Here is a 19396-nt window from a genome sequence, read left to right on the forward strand (position 1 = left end):
AACCTGCGTTTCGTCAACAGGTCAGCGAAGTTTTTTTCGCCGCGGTCAGCGCTGAAAAACTCCTCAGCCCGACCACCCATCAACCCCGCAACCCTTGTCGCTGCTGCGTTTGCAGCGCGGTTTGTGTTGCGAGGGGACGAATAGTAGGCGACTGATGGCAGGCTGGCAAGCGATTTCGCAAAATAATTCTCAAGTTCATCTCAGGTGCCGTTTAGAGCACAAAACGAGGAAACCATGACCATCCGTATCGTGAGATTAGGATCGCCGCGCGCCGAGGATGAGGGGCTGCGCATGGGCACGGTGCGACGGCCGCCGCGCGGGGTGCCAAAGGCTGAGTTCGCCTGCCGTGACTATTACGATGTCTGGTACCCGGCGCTTGCACCATCCACGGACCTCGTCGCGCAGGCCCAGGCCGCCACGGACGGCAAGGCGTGGCGTGCCTTCGAGAAGAAGTACCGTGCCGAGATGGCCGAGCCCGATGCCAGCCGCACGCTAGATCTCCTTGCAGCCTTGTCCCATCAGACGAACTTCTCGCTCGGTTGCTATTGCGAGGACGAATCTCACTGTCACCGCAGCATCCTGCGCGACCTGCTGGCCAAGCGCGGCGCCGACCTGGCGTAATCCGCACGATATGATGCGAAGCTTCGCCGCCTCCTTATTAGTAAGCAGGCAAGGCGAAGCTTCTCACTGGCCTCTCATACGTCGATGGCACTGAACCTCGTCTGGCTTGGATTCTTCCTGATTTCCTTCCTGGCCGCCTGCGTGCGGCTGGCTCACGGCGACACGGCGGTCTTCCCGGCCATGCTCGCCAGCCTGTTTGACAACGCGCGCACCGCTTTCGAGATTTCTCTTGGGCTGGCCGGCGTCATGTGCCTCTGGATTGGCATCATGCGGATTGGCGAGCGGGCCGGCGTGGTCGATCTCTTCGCCCGGGCCATGAACCCATTGCTGCGTCACTTCTTCCCCGGCGTGCCGCAGGGCCACCCGGCACAGGGCGCGATGATGATGAATGTGTCCGCCAATCTGCTCGGCCTGGACAACGCCGCCACCCCGCTCGGGCTCAACGCCATGCGCGAGCTGCAGACGCTGAATCCCAAGCCGGACACCGCCAGCAACGCCCAGATCATGTTCATCGTCCTGAACACGGCCGGGCTGACGTTGATTCCCACGTCGGTCATCGCCATCCGCCAGGCGATGGCCGTCAAGCAGGGGCTCACCGGCTTCAATGCGGCCGATATTTTCCTGCCGACGCTGCTCGCCACCGGCGTCTCCTGCCTGGCCGGGCTGCTGGCCGTGGCCTGGGTGCAGCGACTGAACCTGCTCAAACCCGCCGTGCTGGCCGCGTTCGCGATCACGGCGGCGGCTGTCGGGGGGCTGTTCGTCTGGCTGCGGCAGGCGCCGCCGGATCAGGTGAGCCAGTTGGCCGCGCTCGCCGGCAGCGCCTTCATCCTGTCGCTGATCACCCTGTTCCTGGTTTGCGGCGCGGTGCGGCGGGTCAATGTCTACGACGCCTTTATCGATGGCGCCAAGGAAGGCTTCGGCGTCGCGGTGCAGATCATTCCTTATCTAGTGGCGATCCTCGTGGCGATCGGACTGTTCCGCGCCTCGGGGTGCATGGACGTGCTCATGCAGGGCCTGTCGGCCGGATTCGCGTGGCTGGGACTCAATACCGACTTCGTTCCCGCGCTGCCAGTCGGCCTGATGAAGATCCTGTCCGGCGCCGGCGCGCGCGGGCTGATGGTCGATGTGATGAGCACTTACGGCGTCGACTCCTTCCAGGGCCGACTCGCGGCGATCATCCAGGGTTCGACCGAGACCACTTTCTATGTGATGGCCGTCTATTTCGGTAGCGTCAATGTGCGCAATACCCGTCACGCATTAGGCTGTGCGCTGTTCGCCGATGTGGTCGGCATGACCGCCGCCGTGTGGATCGCCTACCTCTTTCGATAGCGCTGTTGTCCCAATGCAACGTGATTGTGCGCTTTTGAAGTCATTCTCGAACGCGGGACTTGGTGCGTCGCAACAACCTGTGTATAGTGAAGTCTGTCTCCTCCACCACCTCGGTGGATTCCAACCCGCGCATCACTTGCGCGGGTTTTTTTTGCCCAAAATCTGTGGAATCCTCTGATCGATAGGCGGTTTTTGATCGGTCTACATCACGAATGTGACATCTGCACCGGTCAGCGTCACTTTTCCCCGTCGTGGTGCAAGCGCGCACAGTTGCCGCGCAAATCGCAGAAAACCCACACCTTTGTTGCGATGCACCAATCAGCATCGTAGAGTGGCATCAGCAATAACCCTGACACCCCGCCGCTCTCCTAATTTGCCTGCGATGCCTACCGCTGCGCGCCTTCTCCGATACTGGCCCGATACCGCCTACCTGCGGCGTGGCATCGTCTACGCCTTGTCTTTCCTGGCGCTGGCCGGTACCGGCTGGCTGACTGGCGAACACGGTTATCTCTGGTCGGCAACGGCATCGATCTGGACCTGCCTGGCTGATCGCCAAGGCACGGCGGCCGCCCGCATGCGTGCGCTGGGCACCGTGGGCATCGGCGGCGCGCTGGCCAGCGCACTGGGCGCGAGCCTTTCGGGGTCGCCGCTGCTGGCACTGCTCGTGGTGCTAGCCGCAGGGCTGGTGGCCGGTTTGGTCGAGCTACGCGGCCCCGCAGCCGCTTTGTGCTTCAAGCTGCTCTACGTGGTGCTCATCGCCGCCTGCCTGCAGCCGGCCGGAGGTTTGCCGATCGCCACCTACGCGTGGACGAGCAGCGTCGACTACCTGCTAGGCGGCGTCTTTGCCTGCCTGGTTTGCCTGCTGTTGATTCCCTCCCAGCGCGACACCCGGCCGCGGACGGAGGTAGTCGCCGTCTACGACGCCCTGCTGCGCTTTGCCGATTTCCTGGCGACTACCGCGCCCGCCCACGACAGCACGCCACATAAGCAGGAAATCCGCCTTCGTATCGAAGCGGCGCGCGCCGCCGTGACCGCCCGGCGTGGCCTGCGAGACCCGCTGGGATTGCTCCACTACGCCTACGCCGTGGCGGTGGCCGACGCCATCTTCGCCCTGCTGATCGTCGCTGGCGAACTGCGCGAGCGCGCCGGCGACACCCACGGCCTGCCGCTGGCCTATGCCGCGCGCTGCCTCGCCGATACGCAGGAGCAGGTTCGCCAGGCCCTCGCCCGTCATGCCCCGGACCTGCCGGCACTGAGCGCGATGCTGACCCGCGACCTGCGTGGCCTCGTGGCGCAGCGCCCCAATGCCTCCGCGCCGCCCCCTTACCAATCCGCCCTGGCCGCGCTGGCCCAGCACCCCGGTTTCGATCGATGGCGCGAGCGCTTCGTCTGGCCGAATACCGGCGTCACGGCCATGCTCGACCGCCTGGCGCATACGCTGGCCGACCTCGCCGCGCGCGATGCCCGGGTGTCGCGCCACGCGCTCCGGCTGGCGCTGGCGGGCGGGCTGAGCCTGTTGCCGTCGCAGATCTGGCAGGTCCATCACAGCTACTGGGTGGCCGTCACCGTGATCATGGTGCTGAGCCCGCGCCTGCAAACCACGCGGCAGATCTCGTTTCTGCGCTTTGCCGGTTCGCTGGGCGGTGCGCTGCTGGCCTGCGGCATCAGCCTGATGCACCCCACGCCGACGCTGGCGCTCGGCATCAGCGCGGTATTCCTCGCCGCCGCCTATGCGACGCGGCTGGCCGGCAATGCCGGCGCGTTCGCGTTCTGCCTGACGCCAGCGGTCATCCTGTTCTCCTGGCTCGGCGAGCCCGCCGCCAGCAGCAGCCACGTGGCGGCATTGCGCGGCGCCGATACGGCCATCGGCTGCCTGATCGCGCTGGCCAGCTATGTGGTGCTGGCGCCACGTGCGGAGTTGTCGCGCGCGTTCCGCCACAGCCTGGATGCGCTCGCGGTCAACGCGGTCTACCTCCGCGCCTCGATCAGCGCGGCGCGCGCGCTGTCGGCGGCGCCAGCCCGGCTCGAGGCGCTGCGCGTGGCTGCCGGCCGCGCCTCCACCCGTGCCGAGGACACGCTCGCCCAATGTGCGGCCGAACTGGATCCGGCGCTGGCGGTCACTCATCGCACCCTGCATGCCACAGCGCGGCGAATGGCCGCACTGGCGGGGCTGCTGCGTGCCGGCACCGAATCGGGGGAGATCTACACGAAGCCCGTGCCGGCCGTGCAGGCGCTGCTTGGCGATCTGGAGGCCCGACTGGCCGAGGTGGCCGTCCGACCGGGTCACACCGGCGTGACGGCAGCGGTGGCGCCGGCCCGGCTGGCACCGCTAACGCCCGCCGATCCGCCCTTTGACCGATTTCTGGCGGAACAGGCTGGCTACGCGGACAACCATATCGATGCCGCGCATCACACGGTCGCCAGGCTGCGCACCCTGGTGGCGGAACAGGCGCTGGCGACGCGCTCGCGCTTGCGCGGGGTCAAGGCGGGATGAGAGCCCGGCATTTCGGCGTTCGGGCAGGCGCTCGCAACTATCCTAGAATGATTGGATATCCGCCGTTTCCCCGTTCCCGACAAGTACGAGGTGCGCCATGGCTCAAATCTCCTTCCCGACCAGCGTTCCGTCTTACTGCGCCGCCAGTCTGACGCTATCGTGCCCCGCTACGGTCAATGGCAATTCATCGCAGTATTCCGTGACCGCCGAGGCGCTCGAGAACCATTGTGGCGCCCAGTCGCCGCGCGAAGACGACCTGCGCGCCGCGTTCACGAGTCACCGCCAGCGCATTGAGCATCTGGCGGAAACCCTGTTCGAGCTGACCAAGGCGCGCGAGATCGTCCTGCGCAGCGGGCATTTCCGCTTCGCGGACTGATCGATCAGCCTTCGGCCGCCTGCCCGCGTACCAGCAGCACCGGCATCGTCGCCTGACGGATCACCGCCTCGGCCACGCTGCCGAGCACGATACGCCGCACGCCGCGCCGGCCGTGGGTGCCGATGACCAGCAGGTCCCCGCCCCACTGGCGCGCGGCTTCATTGATCGATCCGGCGATGTCGCCGGCCACGGCAGGCTCCGTCACCAGTTTCGTCTCGAACGTCGCACCGGCGTCGCCCAGCACCTTGCCGGCCGCCTCCAGCGCGCGTTTGCCGCTGTCCGCGAAGGCGCGCTCGATCTGCGTGGGGTCGTAGTAGCCCGCGTCGAACAGCATCACGCCGTTGTCCACCACATAGAGCGCCAGGATCGTCGAGCCGCCGCCGGCCACCCGCAGGGCCTCGCGCAGGGCCAGGTCGGACGTGCTGCTGCCATCCACCGCCACCACGATCCGGTTGTAAGCCGTGCTAGTCATTGCCTTGTCCTCCGATAGAAGAGAGAAGCGCCGCAGCCGTGCCGCGACCGCTACATCCGATACTACACGTGGCGCCAAACCCACGTGATGAGCCGATTCTGAAAACGGGATAGGCGGATCACCCATCACGCGCACCCATCCATACGCCATTAAATTGACCGACCGGTCGGTTTATATATATAGTGAGCAGACCCGCCGCCGCCGTCCAGCCTCGACAAGAACAACCACCGCGCGGCCACCCATCAGAAGGAGACGTTATGTATACGCAGAGTCTCGACCTGCCCGGCCAGCCTGCCCAGCCCACGGCCACGCCGCTCGGCGGGCCGCAGGATGCCGGCCTCCCCGCGCGCCAGGCCGCGTTCGACGCGCGCATGGCGGAAGACGGCAAGATAGAGCCGATGGACTGGATGCCCGACGCCTACCGCAAGACCCTGGTGCGCCAGATYTCSCAGCAYGCGCATTCGGAGATCGTCGGCATGCTGCCGGAGGGCAACTGGATCAGCCGCGCGCCGTCGCTCAAGCGCAAGGCCATCCTGCTGGCCAAGGTGCAGGACGAAGGCGGCCACGGCCTCTATCTATATAGCGCGGCCGAAACGCTCAATGCCTCGCGCGATGATCTGGTCGATGCCCTGCACACCGGCCGCGCCAAGTATTCGTCGATCTTCAACTACCCGACGCTGACCTGGGCGGACGTCGGCGTGATCGGCTGGCTGGTCGATGGCGCGGCGATCATGAACCAGATTCCGCTGTGCCGCTGCTCGTACGGCCCGTACGCGCGCGCGATGATCCGCATCTGCAAGGAGGAGTCGTTCCACCAGCGCCAGGGTTTCGACGCCCTGCTGGCCATGATGCGCGGCACCGATGCCCAGCGCGAGATGGTCCAGGACGCGGTGAACCGCTGGTGGTTCCCGGTGCTGATGATGTTCGGCCCGCCGGACGCCGCCTCCACCAACAGCGGCCAGACCATGGCCTGGGGCATCAAGCGGATCTCGAACGACGACCTGCGCCAGAAATTTGTCGATGCCACCGTCGAGCAGGCCAAGGTGCTGGGCGTGTCGCTGCCCGACCCCGGCCTGAAATGGAATGCCGAGCGCGGCCACCACGACTACAGCCCACTCGACTGGGACGAATTCTGGCGCGTGATCAATGGCGACGGCCCCTGCAACAAGGAGCGGCTGGCCACGCGCGTGAAGGCGCACGAAGACGGCGCCTGGGTGCGCGAGGCCGCGCTGGCCCACGCCCGCCGCCGCGCCGAACGACCGCAGCGCGAAGCCGCCTGACCGCCGCCCAAGGAGACAGACATGGCGCAATCGACACCTGAGACGCACCCGAGCAAGAAGGAATGGCCGCTGTGGGAAGTGTTCGTCCGCAGCAAGCAGGGACTGGAGCACAAGCATTGCGGCAGCCTCCACGCCGCAGACGCCGAGCAGGCGCTGCACATGGCTCGCGATGTCTACACGCGCCGGCAGGAAGGCGTGTCGATCTGGGTGGTGCCCTCGTCCGCCATCACGGCCAGCGCGCCGGCGGAGAAGGCCGAGCTGTTCGATCCGGCCGCCGACAAGATCTACCGGCACCCGACGTTCTACCAGCTCCCCGACGAAGTCAACCATATGTAAGGCCGGCACCATGACGCAGACCCTCGTCGCCGACGATCGCGCCCTCAACAGCTCCCACGACCTCGCCCGCACCGCGCCGCTGCAGTACGTGCTGCGGCTGGCCGACAACGCGCTGATCCTGGGCCAGCGCAACGCCGAATGGTGCGGCCATGGCCCGGCGCTGGAAGAAGACATCGCGCTGGCCAACATCAGCCTGGACCTGATCGGCCAGGCGCGGCTGCTGTACGCCCATGCCGGCGAACTCGAAGGCCGGCTCACCGGCCGCGCGCGCCAGGAGGACGAGTACGCGTACTGGCGCGAGGAACGCGAGTTCCGCAACTGGACGCTGCTGGAGCTGCCGCACACCGGCCCGCTGGCCGGCTCGGCCCGGACCGAGCGCGACTACGCGGTCACCATCATGAGAAATTTCCTATACGGGGCGCTGATGGCCGCACTCTGGCCCGCGCTGGAGACCAGCCAGGACGCGGGGCTGGCCGCCATCGCCGCCAAATCGGCCAAGGAGGCGCGCTACCACCTGCAGCATGCGGCGGGATGGGTGGTGCGGCTGGGCGACGGTACCGATGCGTCCCACGTCCGCATGCAGCGCGCGCTGGACCACCTGCTGCCCTATATGAACGAGTGCTTCGCGCCCGATCCAGTCGAGCAGGCCGCCGCCGACCAGGGCGTGGCCGTGCCGACGGCAAGCCTGCGCGACGCCTGGGAGGCCATCGTCCACGCCACCCTGGAGGACGCCACGCTGCGCCTGCCGGCGCCCTCGGCGTTCGTCTCCACGGGCAAGCTCGGCGTGCATTCGGAACACATGAGCTACCTGCTGGCCGAAATGCAGGGGCTGGCACGCGCCCACCCCGGCGCGCAGTGGTAGGCGGGGGTCCGGTCATGCGGATGGCGTCGACTGTCACCTCCCCCTTCGCACCGGCCTTCCCGGTCGCCACCGCGACCGGCCCGCGCTCGGCCGACGAACGCCTCGCCGCCGCGTGGGCCGCGCTGGAGGCCGTGCCGGACCCCGAAATCCCGGTCGTGTCGATCCGCGATCTCGGCATTTTGCGAGACGTACGGCTGGCCGACGATGGCGCGACGCTCGAGGCGGTTATCACGCCGACCTACTCCGGCTGCCCGGCCATGTCCCAGATCGAGGAAGACGTGGGCCGCGCGCTCGAAGCCGCCGGACTGGCGCCGTGGCGTGTGCGCACGGTGCTGGCGCCGACTTGGACCACTGACTGGATCACCGAGGCCGGCCGCGCCAGCCTGCGCGCGTACGGCATCGCCCCGCCGGGGCGTTGCGGATCGCAAGACAGCGAGATCGGCGCGAGCGCGACGGTCAGGCCGCTGCGCTTTGTCCCACGCGCCCTACCCCACGCAACCCCGGCCATCGCCTGCCCCCATTGCGGCAGCACGCATACCGAGGAGCTATCGCGCTTCGCCTCCACGGCGTGCAAGGCGCTCCACCGTTGCCTGGACTGCCGCGAGCCGTTCGACTACTTCAAGCCGTATTAAGTCCAGAAAGCCAGAGGCAGACACGCGATGACCCCACAGTTCCACCCGCTGCGCGTGGCGCAGGTACGCCCGGAAACGTCCGACACGGTGTCGATCGCCTTCGAGGTGCCCGAGCCGCTGCGCGACGCCTACCGCTTCACGCAGGGCCAGTTCCTCACGCTGAAGGCTCCCGTCGACGGCAAGGACGTGCGTCGCTCCTATTCGATCTGTTGCGGGGTGCAGGACTACGACGAGCGCGGCGAACTGCGCGTAGCCGTGAAGCTGGTGGACGACGGCGTGTTCTCCACCTGGCTGCACGACACCGTGGCGCCCGGGCAGGTCTTCGAGGTGATGACGCCCGATGGCCGCTTCCACGTGCCGCTGGACACCGCCGCCGCGCGCCACTACGTGGCCTTTGCCGCCGGCAGCGGCATCACGCCGGTGCTGTCGCTGATCCGTACCACGCTGGCGCGCGAGCCGCGCAGCCGCTTCACGCTGGTCTACGGCAACCGCAGCGTGGACAGCATCATCTTCTCCGAGGCGCTGGAGGATCTGAAGAACCAGTATCTGTCCCGTTTCACGCTCTACCACGTGCTGTCCCGCCAGCCACAGGAGGTGGATCTTCTGCACGGCCGGCTCGACCGCGCCCGGGTGGCCGCCTTCCTGGAAACGCTGATTCCCGTCGACGATATCGACGCCGCCTTTGTCTGCGGCCCGGCCTCGATGATCGACGAAGTGGAGGCGGCGCTGAAGGAAGCGGGCCTGGATCCGCACCAGATCCACGCCGAACGCTTTGGCGTGCCGCTAGCGTCCGCGCCTCGTAAAACGTCGACGGAACACCACGCGAGCCACGCCGGCACCGCCGAACTGGTGGTCGTGCTGGACGGCAAGCAGCACAAGATGCGCCTGCCGCTGGAGGACGCCAATGTGCTGGACACCGCGCTGGCAGCCGGTCTGGACCTGCCCTACGCCTGCAAGGGCGGGGTCTGCTGCACCTGCCGCGCCAAGGTGCTCGAGGGCAAGGTCGAGATGGAGAAGAACTACACGCTGGAGCCGTGGGAGATGGAAAAAGGGTTCGTACTCACCTGCCAGGCGCGCGCGCTCACGCCCCGGGTGGTGGTCAGCTACGACGAACGCTAGTTGTTGCTGGTGGCACGACTGTCGCCGTGATTACAATGGCGGGACACGCTCCATGCGTCGCATCGTCCGCCACAGGGCCGTTCGCCAACGGCGGGACCGATGGCGGCCGGGGTTCCGCCGGGACACGTCGCACCCTATACAATCACGGTCATGCAATATATCCATGTCGTCAACGGCGATGTTGCGGGCAACACGCTGCGCCAGGCCCTGGCCCAGGCGGCCCGTCCCGATCCGGTGGTCGTCCTGCGCGACGACCTGGCCGTCGGCCCCATCGCGGATGTGGACAGCACCGGCCTGATCCGCTCCGGCTTCTGGCAGCGGGTGGCGCCCCATACCGATATCGACTTCGCGGCCGAGATGCGCCAGGCGCTGGACCAGCTCCAGGCGCTACGCCGCGACGACCTGGAGGTCGCCATCTGGCACGGCCAGAGCGCCTCCGACCAGCTCATGCTGCGCCGGGTGGTCTTCCACCTGTACCAGGCGCCCCAGCGGATCAATGAAGTGTCGATGGACCTGCGCGAACTGGAGGTACCCGCCCAGGGCAACCTCGCCGCCATCGGCATGTACCCGGCCGCGCGGCTGGCGCGGCGGTTCTCGACCATCGCGCCGGTCTCGGTGCTGCGGCTGGGCCGGCTGGGCTACGAGTGGCAGCAGAACGTGAAGGAGAACGCCGACGTGCGGCTCTGGAAGGGCAATACGCTCGTGCCGGCCGCCTACCATAACGTCGACGACGTGATCCTGGAGCGCGCGCCCGAGGACTGGAAGCCGGCCGCCGAGGTGGTCGCCAGCGTCATGGGCGCCATCGAAGGCCTGCTGGCGAGCGACTGGTTCGTGTTCTGGCGCTGCCGGGAGCTCATCAGCACCGGGCAGCTCATGCTGCGCGGCAACGCCGATTCGCTCCAGACCTGCGAACTGCGCCGCAACCCCCTCAGCGCGAGCGCGGAATAAGCGGCCCATGGCAAGAACCAAGGCGCCCGATTTCGAGGCACAACGCGAGCAGATCCTGGACCTGGCCGCCGCCGCCTTCGCGGCCAGCAGCTACCCGAGCACGTCGATGGCCGACCTCGCGGCGGCCTGCGGCACGTCCAAGGCGCGGCTCTATCACTATTACGAGAGCAAGGAAGCGATCCTGTTCGACCTGCTGGACCGCTACACGCGCCAGCTGATGCTGATCGTCACCCAGGTGGAAGCCGAGAGCGAGCGTCAGGGCCGTACCGACGCCGAGAGTTTCGGCGATCTGCTGCGCGCCTTCCTCGCCGAATACGAAACGTCTCAAACTCGGCACATCGCGCTGATCAACGACGTCAAGTTCCTGGCCGACGAACAGCGCGACCTGATCCTGAAGCGCGAGCGCGACGTGGTAGCGGCCTTCTCCCGCAAGCTGCGGCTGGCCTACCCGGCGCGCGTCACGCGCGAGAACCAGACCGCGCTGGCGATGACCGTGTTCGGCATGATCAACTGGACCTTCACCTGGCTCAAGCCGGGCGGCAAGCTGTCTTACGGCCAGTTCGCCGAGATGGTCGTGGACCTGCTCGACAACGGCCTGGCCAATGGGCTGGCCGACGGGCTGGCACGCAGCGCGCCGGCCCAGCCCTGAATCAGGACCACTCCGCGTCTTCCTGCTTCTGCCGCTGTTCGCGGTCCTGGCGGAACATTTCCTCAAGTTCGTCGCGCGCCTGCCGCGCCAGCGATACCAGCTTGGTCTGGTCGCGGTAGTGCGGGTAGAAACGGTCGATCGCCTGGATATTGTGACGCCGGAAGCGCAAGGCCACGCTGCGCGCGTCGGCCGGATCGATGCCCAGCCCCTCCAGCACGCGGCGGCCCATCATCAGCGAACCCTCGAACATCTCCCGCTCGAAGATCTCCACGCCGCGGTCCTTGAGCTGGTACACGTGCGAGACGTGGCGCGCCCGTGCGTAGATCTTCAGGTGCGGGAAGCGCGCTCGCACGCGGTCGATCAGCGCCAGGCTGTCTTCCATGCCCTCGATGGCCACCACGAGGATCTGGGCCGTGCCGGCGCCGGCCGCCTCGAGCAGGTCCACGCGGGTGGCGTCGCCATAGAACACATTGAAGCCGAAGCCCTTGAGGAACTCGATCTGGTCCGGGTCGTGGTCGAGAATCGTCGCCGTAATGCCCTGCGAGTACAGCAGGCGGCCGACGATCTGGCCGAAGCGCCCGAAGCCGGCAATCAGCACCGGGTTGTGCTGCGGCGGGATCGCGTCGTCCTTACGGCGCGACAGCGCATGCAGGCGCGGCGCGATCAGGCGGTCGAAGACCAGCAGCAGCAACGGCGTGGCCACCATCGACAAGGCCACGACCAGCACCAGCAGCGCCTCCATATGCGGCGGCAGCAGGCCCGCGTGGGCGGCCACGCCGAACACCACGAAGGCGAACTCGCCGCCTTGCGAGATCAGCAGCCCGAACAGCAGCCACTGGCCGCGCGAGATGCCGAAACGGCGCGCCAGCAGCGCCAGAATCAGCGTCTTGACCGCGACGAAGCCCAGCACGAGGCCCAGCACCTGCCCCGGGGACTCGCTGAGCACGCCGAAGTCGATCGACATGCCCACTGCCATGAAGAACAGCCCCAGCAGCAGGCCCTTGAACGGCTCGATATCGGCCTCGAGCGCATGGCGGTACTCCGAATCCGCCAGCAGCACGCCGGCCACAAAGGTGCCGAGCGCCATGGAAACGCCCACCGCATCCATCATCAGCGCGATGCCAACCACCAGCAGCAGCGCGAACGCAGTGAACATCTCGCGCATGTCCGTGCGGGCGATGAAGCGCAGCACCGGGCGCACCAGGTAGCGGCCCACCACCACCAGCAGCGCCATCACGGCCACCGCCTTGCCGGCGGTCTGCCAGGCTGGCGGGCCATGCGGTACCGCGCCGACGGCATCGGCGGCCAGCAGCGGCAGCAAGGCGATCATCGGGATCGCGGCGATATCCTGGAATAGCAGAATGCCGAAGCTGGCCGCGCCAGCCGGGGTGCCCATCAGGTTCCGCTCGGCCAGCGTGGCGAACGCGATGGCCGTGGAAGACAGCGCCAGGCCAAGCCCCGCCACCAGCGCCACCTGCCACGGCGCGCCCAGCAGCGCGGCCAGGATACCCAGCACCACGGCACAGACCGCGAGCTGCGTCGTCCCGTAGCCGAAAATCGATTTCTTGAGGTTCTTGAGCTTGCGCGGCTCCAGTTCCAGGCCGATGACGAACATCATCATCACGACGCCGAACTCCGAGAAATGGAGGATCGACTCGACATTGGTGACCAGCCGCAGCGCGAACGGGCCGATGGCCGCGCCGGCGATCAGGTAGCCGAGCACCGCGCCGAGGCCAAGCCGCCGCGCCAGTGGCACCGCCACCACGGCCGCCACCAGGAACACCAGCAGCGCAATCAGGAAGTCATGCTGGTTCATGGCGCGTCCTCCGGCTCCTCGGACGGCACTTCATCGGCCGAGGCCACCTCGGGCGGTACCGGCTCGGGCGGCGCCAGATGCCGGGCCACATGCTCGACATGCAGCGCGATGGCCTCCGGATCGGCGTTGTTGGCATCGTGCAGCACCACCGGCGGCAGCCAGGTCATGCCGCATAGCACGGCGGTCTGCTCGAGCGGCAGCAGGAAATCGGCAATCGGATGGCCGTGGGAGCCGTCCGGCCCGTAGGCATCGGCGTGGCCGCCCGTGCTGACCACCACCAGCATCGACTTGCCGCGCAGCGCCGTGCCGCCTGGCCCGTAGGCCCAGCCGGGCTCGAGCACTTCGTCGATCCAGAGCTTCAGCAGCGCGGGCACGCTGTACCAGCGGACCGGGAATTGCAGGACGACCGTCTCGCTGGTGGAAAGCAGCCGCTGCTCGGCCACGACGTCGATGTCGTAATCCACATAAAGCCGGTAAAGCTCGCGCACGGCCACGTGCGGCAGGGCGGCCAGCGCCTCGGCGAGCGGACGGTTGACGCGGGAACGGCGGGGCGCGGGATGCGCATAGATCACAACGATGGGGGGCTCGTGCATGGAGGGTGGCAAGGCGAAGATTCCGGTTAGCGTCTGATCACCACAGACCGCTGGAAGTGTGCGGCGTTGCAGCAAATCCACACCGTCACCCATATGACGTTGTGGCCTCTCCGGCAACCGCTTGATTTTACGGGATTTTCTTGGCCGTCACAGTCTGATGCAATTTCCTGCGCCGACCATTGCGCCCGAAAGCTTACGCGACCCTGACAAATCCACTACAATACTTTTCGCATTGCAGCAACCTAGTGTTTGCCCCGAGATACGCCAAAAGTGGCTGGGCATTCACTGTGTGGGTGCTATTTTCATACTGATCGCAGCAAGAGGAAACCAAAGTGAACCCGCTCGAACTGAGCAAGGCCGTCGGTGCCGTAACCGATGAAGATCTTCGCCGTGCCGCCGAGGCCAGTGCCGCCAGCCGCTCCGGACATCGCCCCACCGTTCTGGTGCGGGAGTTGGCCGCGCATCACCGCTCGCGCCTGCTCAAGCATTTTCTCGCCCTGGGCGAGGAAGATCGCCTGCTCCGTTTTGGCCAGTCCGTTGGCGACCATGTGATCGAAGGCTACGTCGACAGCATCGACTTCGACCACGACACCGTGTTCGGCGTCTATGACGAAGACCTCGTGCTGATCGGCGTGGGCCACTTTGCCAACCTGCGCGACAACGCCCAGGGCCGCGTGGCCGAGTTCGGCGTGTCGGTGTCGCAGAGCGCGCGGGGCCGGGGCATCGGCAGCGCGCTGTTCGAGCGTGCCGCAATGCATGGCCGCAATACCAATGTCCGCACGCTGTACATGCACTGCCTGTCGCGCAATGCAGCGATGATGCACATCGCCAAGAAGGCCGGCATGAAGGTGCAATACGCCTATGGCGAGGCCGATGCCTACCTGGAACTGCCGCCCGCCGACACCGTGAGCCGCCTGACCGAGGCGCTCGACGAACAGGTGGCCGACCTCGACTACATGGTCCGCCGCAACCTGCGCGACGCACGGCGCTTCGGCCTGCGCTTCTGGCGCTCGCTGCTGCCGCAGAAGCACGTGATCTGACGGCTCGGCCCGTTATCGCACGAATCGCAAGACGAATCGACGCACCCTGGTGGTGCGTCGATTGCGTTTACGAGCCGATTTCGTCGATCAGTCGCCGGCCACCGGCAGCGCGGTGGTGTCCTTGATCGACTCCAGCGCGAAGCTCGAACGAACATCGATCACCGACGGATGGGCCAGCAACTGCTCCTGCATGAAGCGGGCGAAGTGCTCCATATCCTGCACATAGACCTTGAGCAGCAGGTCCATCTCGCCGGTCATGGCGTGGCACGCGGCCACTTCGGGCCAGTTCTGGATGGCCGCGCGGAACAGGTCCAGCGGCGCCTTGCCCTTGGGCGTGCCGCCCTGCTTCTCCAGCCGCACATTGATATAGGCGAGCAGCCCCAGCCCGATCTTGTTGGGCTCGAGCAGCGCCGCGTACTGGCGGATCACCCCGATTTCCTCGAGGCGGCGGATCCGGCGCAGGCATGGGCTCGGCGACAGGTTCACGCGCTCGGCCACTTCCAGGTTGGTCAGCCTCCCGTTGGTCTGCAGGACCTCCAGAATCTTGCGGTCGATCTTGTCCAGCTCCACCTTGCTCACGTTTTGTTGCTCCGCAGTATATTTGTCGGCAATTTTTTTGCGCAAATTTAGCAAGTCAGGCACAACTACGCAATTTATTTGATGAGGAATCCGCCTGAACCGCCCTCGACGTGCGCCGGCGGTGCGCCCCGGAGAGGCAAGGATGGTGCCAACTTCGGCACTTTCCGAGGTACTGAGGCAAAAAAAAGCGCGACCCGAAGGTCGCGCTTTCCAGCAGGGTGGCGAAGGCTTAGCCGCCGCTGCTCGACGGCACCGCCGGGGCCGAGGCGCCCGGACTGCGGCCAGGGCCGCCGTGGTGCTTCATGTGTTCGTCGCGCATCTTCTTCATGCTCGACTCCACTTCGGCGGTAGTCACCTTGCCGTCGCGGTTGGCGTCGATCGTGTCGAAGCGGTTGGCCATGCGCGGGAACGCGGCCTTGAACTCGTCACGGGTCAGCGCGCCGTCGTTGTTCTTGTCCGCCGCCTTGAACTTGGCTTCGAACTCGGCGCGCATCTTGGCGCGATGCTCCTCCATCGACGCCTTGCGGTAGGCCGCCAGTTCCGACTTGTCGAGCTTGCCGTCCTTGTTGGTATCGATCTTGGCGAACATCGCGTCGGCCTCGGCCTTCGAGATGGCGCCGTCGCCGTCCGTATCGACCGATTTCAGCCACATGCCGCCATGGTGGCCGGGGCCGCCGTGGTGACGGCCCATGTCGCCGCGCGGGGCGCCTGCCGGGCCCTGGGCGGCCGGCGGGGTGGTCGGTGCCGGGGCCGGCGTGGTGGCCTGGGCGAAAGCGGCGCCCGCGACCACGACCATGGCCGAGGCGGCCGCCAGCTTCTTCAGGATGTGCGTCGTGTGAGTCCGTTGCATGTCTGTGCTCCTTTTCGTCATGTTGGGCATGTACGGATTAGAACGCAGACGATCTCGCAAAGTTGGCACTTTTAATACGATGTTACGGGCCTCACAGAAAGGATGACTCGCGTAAACAGGCGAAAGACAGGCCAATATTGCGCAATGGTTTGAAACGGTGGCGGGTCAGCCGCCGCCAGGCGCATCCGGCATGCCGCCGGGAGCCATCTGGGCCGGCGCCACCTGGGGCTGCGGCTGCATGGTCTGCGGCGGCGGCGGTTGATAGGGCTGCTGAGGTGGCTGGGCCGGTTGCGCCATCGCGCCAGCCGTCACGGACGGCGGCGGTGCGAGGTTGGCCGGCGGTTGCAGCGGCGTGGAGAGCGGCGCGGCAGCCCCGGAAGGCGGGGCCGCCGGCGCGGTGCCACGGCTGCCGGCGCTGACGCCGGTCTGGAGCGGCAGCGCGATTTCCTGCCGCACGCCGTTGCGTTCGATCACGATGTTGCGGCCATGGATCTCGGTCAGCTTGATCTGCGGCGACAGCGACGTCCCGGCGCGCACGGACTTGGCCGGCCCGCCATCGAGCGAAAGGATGGCGGCGGCCGGGCCCACGCCATCGAGGTCCGCCACCACGCCGATCAACTGCACGTCACGCACGCCCGACTGGGCGCTGCCGCCGAACAGCGTAGCCACGGCGCCCGTCTCTACTGCCTCCGTCTGCGCCACACGCGCGCTCTTGGGCACCGGGATCGTGCGCATCGCGCTGAACGCGAGCACCCAGTGCGTCACCAGCGCGCACAGCGCCACAAATAGCAACAGCCCCGCGACGCGGGGCAGCCAGGGAGCGGAGAGGTCGAAGCGAAGCGGAGACCGGGAAAGGGTGGCCACGAGACAGTACGCCGGCACGCCGGCGATCAAAGAAGATCGCCTAGCGTACCAGACGCGTGTGTCGGCTGTCAGTCAGCGGGTCAGAGCAGGTCGTCCAGCAGGTCCGGACCGAACACTTCGCGATGGATATGGCCCACCGGAATCCCCGCCGAGATCAGCGCCAGGCGCTGGGCCTGCATGAACCCGATCGGACCGCACATATAGACCTGGCCGTCCTGGAACGCGGAGGTTTCCTCGGTGGTCAGCAGCGCGTGGATCGGCAGCGTGCCGACGTGGTCGTAGTCATGCCCCGCCACGTCGCCGTCCTGGGGCGTCTCGTAGCTGATATGGGTACGCAGGTTGGGCATGCGTTCGCGCGCCCAGGCCAGGTCCTTGCGATGGGCATGGTGACGGCCATGGCGCGCGGCGTGGGCGAACAACACCGGACGGTTCGGGTTCTCCAGCGCCAGCGTGCGCAGCACCGAGATCATCGGCGTGATGCCGATACCGGCCGACATCAGCACCATCGGCGTGTTGCCAGCCAGCGCGGGCGCGAAGTCGCCCCACGGCGTGCTCACGTTCAGCGTCGTGCCAACACGGGCGGTGTCATGCAGCCAGTTGGAGACGGCGCCGGCCGGGGTCTCGGCATTGCCGGCCTCGCGCTTGACCGAGATGCGCCACGTCGCCACACCACGTTCGGCGGAGAGCGAATACTGGCGCAGCTGACGGCCGCCATCGGGGAAATTGGCTTCCACGCTGATGTACTGGCCCGGCGCGAAGTCGCGCAGCGGCGTGCCATCCTCGGCGGCGAGGGTCAGCGCGACCACGGCATCGCCTTCGTTTTCGCGGCGCACCACGCGTACGGCCTGCAGCTCGCCCGCCTTCACGTTGTGGCGGTCATAGAGGCGTGCTTCGGCGGCGATCAGTTCGCCGGCCAGCAGCCAGTAGGCTTCGTCCCAGGCGGCCATCAGCGGCGGCGTGGCGGCGTCGCCGAGCACGGCGGCAATCGCTTCGAGCAGGTGCTTGCCGACGATCGGGTAGTGCGCGGAGGTCAAACCCACGGCCACGTGCTTGTGGACGATGCGCTCCACCACGGGCGCGAGCACGTCGGCGCGATCCACATTGGCGGCGTAGGCGAACACCGCGGAGGCCAGCGACTGCTGCTGCGCGCCATTGGCCTGGTTGCCCATGTTGAACAGCCGGGTCAGTTCCGGCCGCGCGGCGAACATTTCGCGATAGAAGTGCGTCGTGATGGCAAGGCCGTGCTCACGCAGCACGGGAACGCTGGCATCGATGTAGGGGCGGGAAGCTGCCGACAGCATTTGGAAAACTCCGATTAATTATCATGCATACTAGATGCATGTTTTATCGCACAATAAAACCGGCGCATGGCTCGGGGGTCCGGGATCTGATGTCCCGGAACCGTCAGGCTGCTCGCCGGTTCAGGAAATTACGATGCAGGGTGATGATCGACTCGGCGGTACGGCTGCCAATGACATCGCCCAGGGACACGCCGTCCAGCGCGCGGTAGAAGGCCTCCTCGGCCTCGTCCAGCGCCAGCTTCAGCCGGCAGTTGCCCTTGAGCGCGCACGGCGGATCAGCGCAGTCGACCACCGACTTGTGCCCTTCCAGCTCGCGCAGGATCGTGCCCACCGACAGCCGTTCCGCACCCGGCCCAAGCTGCAGGCCGCCGTGGCGGCCACGCGTGGCCGTGATCCAGCCGAGCTTCGACAGCCGCGCGGCCACTTTCACGAGGTGGTTGTGCGAGATGTCGAATTGCTGGCCGACCTCGGCAATCGTGATCGGCCGGGTGCCATCCGCCCGCGATACATACATCAGCAGGCGCAGCGCATAGTCGGAAAAACGGGTCAGTTGCATCGTGGTTGAAATACTAGATAAGATGCATTGAAGATGCAAGATATAAATGCATGCCTGCCGGCTACGCCACACCCCACACGAAAGAGTCACGCCATGGGGGTTATACTTTCTGGCCATACCCGGCCGTGCCTGCCCGTCAGGCGCGGAATGTCCATCCCGATAAGGCCAGACACCACGATGCGCAGATTCGCCAACTTCTCCTCCACCCGCACGCCCGCCACTGCCCGCCCGCATGGCCAGCGCCGTGCCCGCGGCTTCACCCTGATCGAAATCATGGTGGTGATCGTCATCCTGGGGGTGCTGGCAGCGCTGGTGGTGCCCAAGATCATGAGCCGCCCGGACGAAGCCCGTATCGTGGCCGCGCGCCAGGATATCTCGTCGATCATGCAGGCGCTCAAGCTGTATCGCCTCGATAACGGCCGCTATCCGACCACCGAGCAAGGCGTGCAGGCGTTGGTCAGCAAGCCGACCACCGAGCCGGTGCCGAACAACTGGAAGGGCGGCGGCTACCTCGAAAAGCTGCCGAAAGACCCCTGGGGCCATGCCTACCAGTACCTGAACCCCGGCGTGCGCGGCGAAATCGACGTGTTCAGCTTTGGCGCCGACGGCCAGGCCGGCGGCAGCGCCAACGACGCCGATATCGGCAACTGGGAATAAGTCCTCCCGCCTCCTGCCCCTT

At 66.7% G+C, this 19396-nt stretch carries 21 protein-coding genes; 13 read left to right on the top strand and 8 right to left on the bottom strand.

Annotated features, from left to right (window positions below):
• Positions 1-234 precede the first annotated feature (234 nt).
• The 4 genes from AC1DEL_RS19615 (at position 235) to AC1DEL_RS19630 (ending at position 4820) form a co-directional block, all read left to right on the top strand.
• Entirely contained in the window at positions 235-621 is a 387-nt protein-coding gene (locus AC1DEL_RS19615) for a DUF488 domain-containing protein (RefSeq protein ID WP_092299991.1), read from the top strand.
• An 84-nt stretch (positions 622-705) separates the two neighbouring features.
• A complete protein-coding gene (locus AC1DEL_RS19620; RefSeq protein WP_092299994.1) occupies positions 706-1950 on the top strand; it encodes a nucleoside recognition domain-containing protein in 1245 nt (414 codons plus the stop codon).
• A 382-nt stretch (positions 1951-2332) separates the two neighbouring features.
• Entirely contained in the window at positions 2333-4444 is a 2112-nt protein-coding gene (locus tag AC1DEL_RS19625) for an FUSC family protein (protein ID WP_477126148.1), read from the top strand.
• A gap of 97 nt (positions 4445-4541) precedes the next feature.
• The gene (locus AC1DEL_RS19630) at positions 4542-4820 is read left to right on the top strand and encodes a DUF1488 family protein (protein WP_092300000.1); all 279 of its coding nucleotides are present in this window, start codon (positions 4542-4544) and stop codon (positions 4818-4820) included.
• A 4-nt stretch (positions 4821-4824) separates the two neighbouring features.
• Here the strand turns inward: AC1DEL_RS19630 and AC1DEL_RS19635 are convergent, their stop codons facing one another.
• Complete coding sequence (locus tag AC1DEL_RS19635; RefSeq protein ID WP_092300003.1) at positions 4825-5292, bottom strand: universal stress protein; 468 nt, start codon at positions 5290-5292, stop codon at positions 4825-4827.
• Between the two features lie 257 nt (positions 5293-5549).
• On the opposite strand from AC1DEL_RS19635, the gene paaA reads away from it, so the two are divergent.
• From paaA to AC1DEL_RS19670, 7 genes are all read left to right on the top strand, one after another.
• Entirely contained in the window at positions 5550-6572 is a 1023-nt protein-coding gene (gene paaA / locus AC1DEL_RS19640; RefSeq protein WP_477126149.1) for a 1,2-phenylacetyl-CoA epoxidase subunit PaaA, read from the top strand.
• Positions 6573-6593: 21 nt separating this feature from the next.
• Positions 6594-6908 carry a 1,2-phenylacetyl-CoA epoxidase subunit PaaB gene (paaB, locus tag AC1DEL_RS19645; RefSeq protein WP_092300010.1) on the top strand — a complete coding sequence of 105 codons (315 nt, stop codon included), beginning with the start codon at positions 6594-6596 and terminating at the stop codon, positions 6906-6908.
• 10 nt (positions 6909-6918) lie between these two features.
• Complete coding sequence (gene paaC, locus AC1DEL_RS19650) at positions 6919-7770, top strand: 1,2-phenylacetyl-CoA epoxidase subunit PaaC (protein WP_477126150.1); 852 nt, start codon at positions 6919-6921, stop codon at positions 7768-7770.
• Positions 7771-7790: 20 nt separating this feature from the next.
• Positions 7791-8402 (top strand): 1,2-phenylacetyl-CoA epoxidase subunit PaaD, encoded by a 612-nt coding sequence (gene paaD, locus AC1DEL_RS19655; protein WP_477126151.1) that lies wholly within the window; start codon positions 7791-7793, stop codon positions 8400-8402.
• 27 nt (positions 8403-8429) lie between these two features.
• The gene (gene paaE, locus AC1DEL_RS19660; protein WP_092300019.1) at positions 8430-9521 is read left to right on the top strand and encodes a 1,2-phenylacetyl-CoA epoxidase subunit PaaE; all 1092 of its coding nucleotides are present in this window, start codon (positions 8430-8432) and stop codon (positions 9519-9521) included.
• 150 nt (positions 9522-9671) lie between these two features.
• Positions 9672-10469, top strand: coding sequence for a DUF1835 domain-containing protein (locus AC1DEL_RS19665; protein WP_092300022.1), 798 nt, complete (start codon positions 9672-9674; stop codon positions 10467-10469).
• 7 nt (positions 10470-10476) lie between these two features.
• Positions 10477-11118, top strand: coding sequence for a TetR/AcrR family transcriptional regulator (locus tag AC1DEL_RS19670; RefSeq protein ID WP_092300025.1), 642 nt, complete (start codon positions 10477-10479; stop codon positions 11116-11118).
• A 1-nt stretch (position 11119) separates the two neighbouring features.
• On the opposite strand, the gene kefC is transcribed toward AC1DEL_RS19670, so the two are convergent.
• Positions 11120-12934: a glutathione-regulated potassium-efflux system protein KefC gene (gene kefC / locus AC1DEL_RS19675; RefSeq protein WP_477126152.1), complete on the bottom strand. Its 1815-nt coding sequence runs from the start codon at positions 12932-12934 to the stop codon at positions 11120-11122.
• A complete protein-coding gene (gene kefF / locus AC1DEL_RS19680; RefSeq protein WP_255370958.1) occupies positions 12931-13527 on the bottom strand; it encodes a glutathione-regulated potassium-efflux system oxidoreductase KefF in 597 nt (198 codons plus the stop codon). The genes kefC and kefF overlap by 4 nt, the downstream gene beginning before the upstream one ends.
• Positions 13528-13859: 332 nt before the next feature.
• On the opposite strand from kefF, the gene AC1DEL_RS19685 reads away from it, so the two are divergent.
• Complete coding sequence (locus AC1DEL_RS19685) at positions 13860-14567, top strand: GNAT family N-acetyltransferase (protein ID WP_092300030.1); 708 nt, start codon at positions 13860-13862, stop codon at positions 14565-14567.
• A gap of 87 nt (positions 14568-14654) precedes the next feature.
• Here AC1DEL_RS19685 and AC1DEL_RS19690 read toward each other — a convergent pair whose 3' ends face one another.
• The 5 genes from AC1DEL_RS19690 to AC1DEL_RS19710 all read right to left on the bottom strand — a co-directional run bounded on the left by AC1DEL_RS19690 (position 14655) and on the right by AC1DEL_RS19710 (position 18717).
• On the bottom strand, positions 14655-15146 hold the full coding sequence (locus AC1DEL_RS19690) for an Lrp/AsnC family transcriptional regulator (protein ID WP_092300033.1): 492 nt from the start codon (positions 15144-15146) through the stop codon (positions 14655-14657).
• 229 nt (positions 15147-15375) lie between these two features.
• A complete protein-coding gene (locus AC1DEL_RS19695; RefSeq protein WP_092300036.1) occupies positions 15376-15996 on the bottom strand; it encodes an EF-hand domain-containing protein in 621 nt (206 codons plus the stop codon).
• 165 nt (positions 15997-16161) lie between these two features.
• Positions 16162-16860 (bottom strand): general secretion pathway protein, encoded by a 699-nt coding sequence (locus tag AC1DEL_RS19700; protein ID WP_255370959.1) that lies wholly within the window; start codon positions 16858-16860, stop codon positions 16162-16164.
• An 80-nt stretch (positions 16861-16940) separates the two neighbouring features.
• The gene (locus tag AC1DEL_RS19705; protein WP_092300039.1) at positions 16941-18161 is read right to left on the bottom strand and encodes a globin domain-containing protein; all 1221 of its coding nucleotides are present in this window, start codon (positions 18159-18161) and stop codon (positions 16941-16943) included.
• A 103-nt stretch (positions 18162-18264) separates the two neighbouring features.
• Entirely contained in the window at positions 18265-18717 is a 453-nt protein-coding gene (locus AC1DEL_RS19710) for an RrF2 family transcriptional regulator (RefSeq protein ID WP_092300042.1), read from the bottom strand.
• Positions 18718-18894: 177 nt separating this feature from the next.
• Between AC1DEL_RS19710 and gspG the strand changes: the two genes are divergently transcribed.
• Positions 18895-19374 carry a type II secretion system major pseudopilin GspG gene (gspG, locus tag AC1DEL_RS19715; RefSeq protein WP_092300045.1) on the top strand — a complete coding sequence of 160 codons (480 nt, stop codon included), beginning with the start codon at positions 18895-18897 and terminating at the stop codon, positions 19372-19374.
• The last annotated feature ends 22 nt before the right edge of the window (positions 19375-19396 follow it).

The organism is Cupriavidus sp. 10L43_2 (assembly GCF_056395265.1).

Bases quoted from the DNA above. Each gene is read 5' to 3' on its own strand.
- AC1DEL_RS19615 (WP_092299991.1), top strand. From the start codon at position 235: ATGACCATCCGTATCGTGAGATTAGGATCGCCGCGCGCCGAGGATGAG.
- AC1DEL_RS19620 (WP_092299994.1), top strand. From the start codon at position 706: ATGGCACTGAACCTCGTCTGGCTTGGATTCTTCCTGATTTCCTTCCTG.
- AC1DEL_RS19625 (WP_477126148.1), top strand. From the start codon at position 2,333: ATGCCTACCGCTGCGCGCCTTCTCCGATACTGGCCCGATACCGCCTAC.
- AC1DEL_RS19630 (WP_092300000.1), top strand. From the start codon at position 4,542: ATGGCTCAAATCTCCTTCCCGACCAGCGTTCCGTCTTACTGCGCCGCC.
- AC1DEL_RS19635 (WP_092300003.1), bottom strand. From the start codon at position 5,292: ATGACTAGCACGGCTTACAACCGGATCGTGGTGGCGGTGGATGGCAGC.
- paaB (WP_092300010.1), top strand. From the start codon at position 6,594: ATGGCGCAATCGACACCTGAGACGCACCCGAGCAAGAAGGAATGGCCG.
- paaC (WP_477126150.1), top strand. From the start codon at position 6,919: ATGACGCAGACCCTCGTCGCCGACGATCGCGCCCTCAACAGCTCCCAC.
- paaD (WP_477126151.1), top strand. From the start codon at position 7,791: ATGGCGTCGACTGTCACCTCCCCCTTCGCACCGGCCTTCCCGGTCGCC.
- paaE (WP_092300019.1), top strand. From the start codon at position 8,430: ATGACCCCACAGTTCCACCCGCTGCGCGTGGCGCAGGTACGCCCGGAA.
- AC1DEL_RS19665 (WP_092300022.1), top strand. From the start codon at position 9,672: ATGCAATATATCCATGTCGTCAACGGCGATGTTGCGGGCAACACGCTG.
- AC1DEL_RS19670 (WP_092300025.1), top strand. From the start codon at position 10,477: ATGGCAAGAACCAAGGCGCCCGATTTCGAGGCACAACGCGAGCAGATC.
- kefC (WP_477126152.1), bottom strand. From the start codon at position 12,934: ATGAACCAGCATGACTTCCTGATTGCGCTGCTGGTGTTCCTGGTGGCG.
- kefF (WP_255370958.1), bottom strand. From the start codon at position 13,527: ATGCACGAGCCCCCCATCGTTGTGATCTATGCGCATCCCGCGCCCCGC.
- AC1DEL_RS19695 (WP_092300036.1), bottom strand. From the start codon at position 15,996: ATGCAACGGACTCACACGACGCACATCCTGAAGAAGCTGGCGGCCGCC.
- AC1DEL_RS19705 (WP_092300039.1), bottom strand. From the start codon at position 18,161: ATGCTGTCGGCAGCTTCCCGCCCCTACATCGATGCCAGCGTTCCCGTG.
- AC1DEL_RS19710 (WP_092300042.1), bottom strand. From the start codon at position 18,717: ATGCAACTGACCCGTTTTTCCGACTATGCGCTGCGCCTGCTGATGTAT.
- gspG (WP_092300045.1), top strand. From the start codon at position 18,895: ATGCGCAGATTCGCCAACTTCTCCTCCACCCGCACGCCCGCCACTGCC.